Genomic DNA, 3,680 nt, shown 5'->3' on the forward strand with positions numbered 1-3,680 from the left:
GTTGATCCTGATTGTCGTTTTTGTCTTCGACAATATCTCCAACTATCTCCGCCGCAAACTGATGGGGACCGTCGGAAACGGCAACGACGAGCGCGCGCGGGGCGCCTCCGCCCGCCTGCTGCCGGCGGCTTAGACCACGATCCTGAATCGAAGGTCGACGAAGCAAAGGTGGTACCGGTTTTGCTTCGCCGACCTTCGGCTCGCGTCTCAGGCGCCGGCCCTCTTCCACCCGTTCCTGATATGCTTATACCCATCCCGATAAACCGCTTCAGGGCTCTCGGAAAAATCGCGCCACACCTTCGTTGCCGCCGCCAAATCCTTGAGCGAACGGCCGAACGCCTCGATCGTCAGCCAGTCGTCATAGCCGCTCTTGCGGATGGCGGAAAACGTTTCGGTCCAGGGAATGTTGCCGCGCCCCGGCACGCCGCGATCATTCTCCGAAATATGGATATGCACGACATTCCTGCGGTGTTTCGTGTAGGCGCCGATCGGGTCGGCCTCCTCGATATTGGCGTGGAAGGTGTCGTACATCGCCTTGATGTGCGGCCGGTCGATGGCGTCGATATGCTCCGACAAATCCGCCATCGTGTTGAGGAGATAGCATTCGAAGCGGTTCAGCGCCTCGAGCCCGATGGTGACGCCCTTGTTGCCGGCATGGTCGCCGATCGCGCGTTGCGAGGCGACGGAGCGCTTTTTCTCGGCAGAGGTCGGTCCGGAGCCGGAAAACGACCCGAGCGTCGAATGCAGCGGGCCGCTCAGCGTGTCGGCGCCAAGTGCCTGCGCGCAGTCGATCGCCCATTTCATATAGTCGACACCGGCCTTGCGCGTCGCCGCGTCGGCCGAGATCAAATTCATCGCCGGATCGCCCATGGCCGAAACCGAGGTCCGCTCCAGTCCGATGCGGTCGAGCAGATCGCCGAGTTTTTTATAATCGTCCGGCGCGCCGGCGAAGATCGGTATCTCGACGCCATCGAAGCCCGTTGCCTTGATGTCGCGCAACAGCGGCTCGTGTTTCTTCGACACGGCCGTCGTCCACAAGAACATGCACATGCCGATTTTCATCGACGCCCCTCCCCTTGAATCCCCCGGCCGCCTCTATTTCAGAGCTTCGTCCACGCCCCATTCTTCTTCGACGACTTCACGCAGGCCTCGATGAAGGCCATGCCTTCTACGCCGTCCTGGATGGTCGGGAAGACGACATCCTTGGGCGGCTTGCCACCCTTGCGGCGTGCCGCCCGGATGGCGCGTGCGGCCTCCTGGTAGATGTTGGCGAAACCTTCGAGGTAGCCCTCGGGATGGCCCGACGGCACGCGGCTGACACGGCCCGCCACCGGCAGTGCGCCGGCGCCGTTGCGGGTGATCAATTGCTTCGGCTGGCCGAACGGCGTGTACCAGAGATAGTTCGGGTCGGCCTGCACCCATTCCAGCCCACCCTTGGAGCCATAGATGCGCAGCTTCAGCCCGTTCTCGTGGCCGGGCGCCACCTGGCTTGCCCAGATCATGCCCTTGGCCGGATGCGTCTTGCCGATAGGCTTGAAGCGCAGCATGACGTTGACGTTGTCATCGAGAAGCCGGCCCGGCACGAAGGCGTCGAGATCGGCCGACAGGGAGTCCAGTTCCAGCCCCGAGACGAAGCGGGCGAGGTTGTAGGCATGCGTGCCGATATCGCCCAGCGCGCCGCCGGCGCCTGCCTGCTTGGGGTCGGAGCGCCACGCCGCCTGCTTCTGGCCTGTCGCGGCCAAATCCTCGGTCAGCCAGTCCTGCGGATATTCGGACTGCACGATGCGGATGTCGCCGAGAACACCTTTGGCGACCATTTCGCGTGCTTGCCGGATCATCGGATAGGCGGTGTAGTTGTGCGTCAGCACGAACACCTTGCCGGTCTTCTCGACTATCGCCGCAAGCTTTTTCGCCTCGGCCAGCGTCGTCGCCAACGGCTTGTCGCAGATGACGTGGATGCCGGCCTCGAGGAAAGCTTTTGCTGCCGGCACATGGACATTGTTGGGCGTGACGATGGCCACTGCCTCGATGCCGTCGGGGCGCTTCGCCTCGGCCTTGGCCATCTCGGCATAGGATGCATAGCTGCGTGCGGGGTCGAGCCCCAGTTCGGCGGCCGAGGCCTTGGCACGGGCCGGGTCGGCTGACAAAGCACCGGCAACCAGCACGAAATCATTGTCCAGCCGCGCCGCGATCCGGTGCACCGCGCCGATGAACGCGCCTTGCCCGCCGCCGACCATGCCGTAGCGGATCGGGCCGCCTCCCGTTTCCGACTTCGATGCGCCGACCATATCTTGCTCCTCGCTGTTGCTCACCTCCCCCTTGAGGGGAGGTCGATCCGCGCAGCGGATCGGGTGGGGTCGTTGAGGCAGAGCTCGGCATGAACCGACCCCTCCCGGCCCTTCGGGCCACCCTCCCCTCGAGGGGGAGGGGAAACCGCGCTAGATGCCCATCATGGCGCGCAGCATCTTCTTGTCGGTGGTGCCGGCGGCGAAGTCGTCGAATGCCTTTTCGGTCACCCGGATGATATGGTGCTCGATGAAAGGCGCGCCTTCGGCCGCACCATCCTCCGGATGCTTCAGGCAGCACTCCCACTCCAGTACCGCCCAGGAATCATAATTGTACTGCGTCAGCTTGGAAAAGATGCCGCCGAAATCCACCTGTCCATCGCCCAGCGAACGGAAGCGCCCGGCGCGGTTGGTCCAGCTCTGGTAGCCGGAATAGACGCCTTGCCGGCCGGTCGGGTTGAACTCGGCGTCCTTGACGTGAAACGCCTTGATGCGCTCGTGATAGATGTCGATGAATTCTAGATAGTCGAGCTGCTGCAGCAGGAAGTGCGACGGATCGTAGTTGATATTGCAGCGCTTGTGGCCGCCGACCGCGTCGAGGAACATCTCGAAAGTGGCGCCGTCGAACACGTCCTCAGAGGGGTGAATTTCATAGCCGACATCGACGCCGTTGTCCTCGTAGACGTCGAGGATCGGCTTCCAGCGTTTGCCGAGCTCGCCAAACGCTTCCTCAATGAGTCCAGCCGGTCGCTGCGGGAACGGATAGAGGTAAGGGAAAGCCAGCGAGCCGGTAAACGACACTGAAGCATTCAGGCCCAGATTGCGCGATGCTTTAGCGCCGAACTTCATCTGCTCGACAGCCCACTCCTGCCGGGCTGCGGGATTGTTGTGCACCGACGGCGGCGCAAAGCCATCCATCTGCGCGTCATAGGCTGGATGAACCGCGACCAACTGCCCCTGCAGATGCGTCGACAGTTCGGTGATCTCGACGCCCGCGTCAGCGCAGATGCCCTTCACCTCATCGCAATAGGCCTTGGAAGAAGCCGCCTTCTTGAGGTCGAACAGCCGCGCGTCCCAGGTCGGGATCTGCACGCCCCTGTAGCCGAGACCGGCCGCCCATTTGGTGATCGACGCCAGTGAGTTGAACGGCGCGGCGTCGCCCGCGAACTGCGCCAGAAACAGCCCAGGGCCCTTCATTGTCGTCGGCATCGCATCCTCCCTCATTTCTCTCTCGACCGAGCATAGCGCCGATTGGAAGCAGGGCCAGCCACTTTGGTCTTTTCTCAACGGGTGCTTGCACGCACCGCCATTCTGGTATTACCAAATGTGGAAATTTGGTCAAGCCGCGCAATGCGCCATCAAGACCCCAAAATCACCTGTTGCAGGCCTATATAT

3 protein-coding genes are annotated in these 3,680 nt (G+C 62.5%); all 3 read right to left on the minus strand.

Features of this window, described 5'->3' with window-relative positions; all coding sequences use genetic code 11:
• Positions 1-207: 207 nt before the first annotated feature.
• Positions 208-1,062, minus strand: coding sequence for a sugar phosphate isomerase/epimerase (locus EN964_RS28585; RefSeq protein WP_127272206.1), 855 nt, complete (start codon positions 1,060-1,062; stop codon positions 208-210).
• Positions 1,063-1,100: 38 nt separating this feature from the next.
• Positions 1,101-2,288, minus strand: coding sequence for a Gfo/Idh/MocA family protein (locus tag EN964_RS28590; protein WP_127269535.1), 1,188 nt, complete (start codon positions 2,286-2,288; stop codon positions 1,101-1,103).
• 150 nt (positions 2,289-2,438) lie between these two features.
• Positions 2,439-3,494 (minus strand): sugar phosphate isomerase/epimerase, encoded by a 1,056-nt coding sequence (locus EN964_RS28595; protein WP_127269536.1) that lies wholly within the window; start codon positions 3,492-3,494, stop codon positions 2,439-2,441.
• Between the last annotated feature and the right edge of the window lie 186 nt (positions 3,495-3,680).

Origin of the sequence: Mesorhizobium sp. M7A.F.Ca.CA.001.10.2.1 (genome assembly GCF_003998575.1) — a bacterium.
Lineage (GTDB): Bacteria > Pseudomonadota > Alphaproteobacteria > Rhizobiales > Rhizobiaceae > Mesorhizobium.

Excerpts from the sequence above, each read along its gene's own strand:
- EN964_RS28585 (WP_127272206.1), bottom strand. The coding sequence starts at position 1,062 with ATGAAAATCGGCATGTGCATGTTCTTGTGGACGACGGCCGTGTCGAAG.
- EN964_RS28590 (WP_127269535.1), bottom strand. The coding sequence starts at position 2,288 with ATGGTCGGCGCATCGAAGTCGGAAACGGGAGGCGGCCCGATCCGCTAC.
- EN964_RS28595 (WP_127269536.1), bottom strand. The coding sequence starts at position 3,494 with ATGCCGACGACAATGAAGGGCCCTGGGCTGTTTCTGGCGCAGTTCGCG.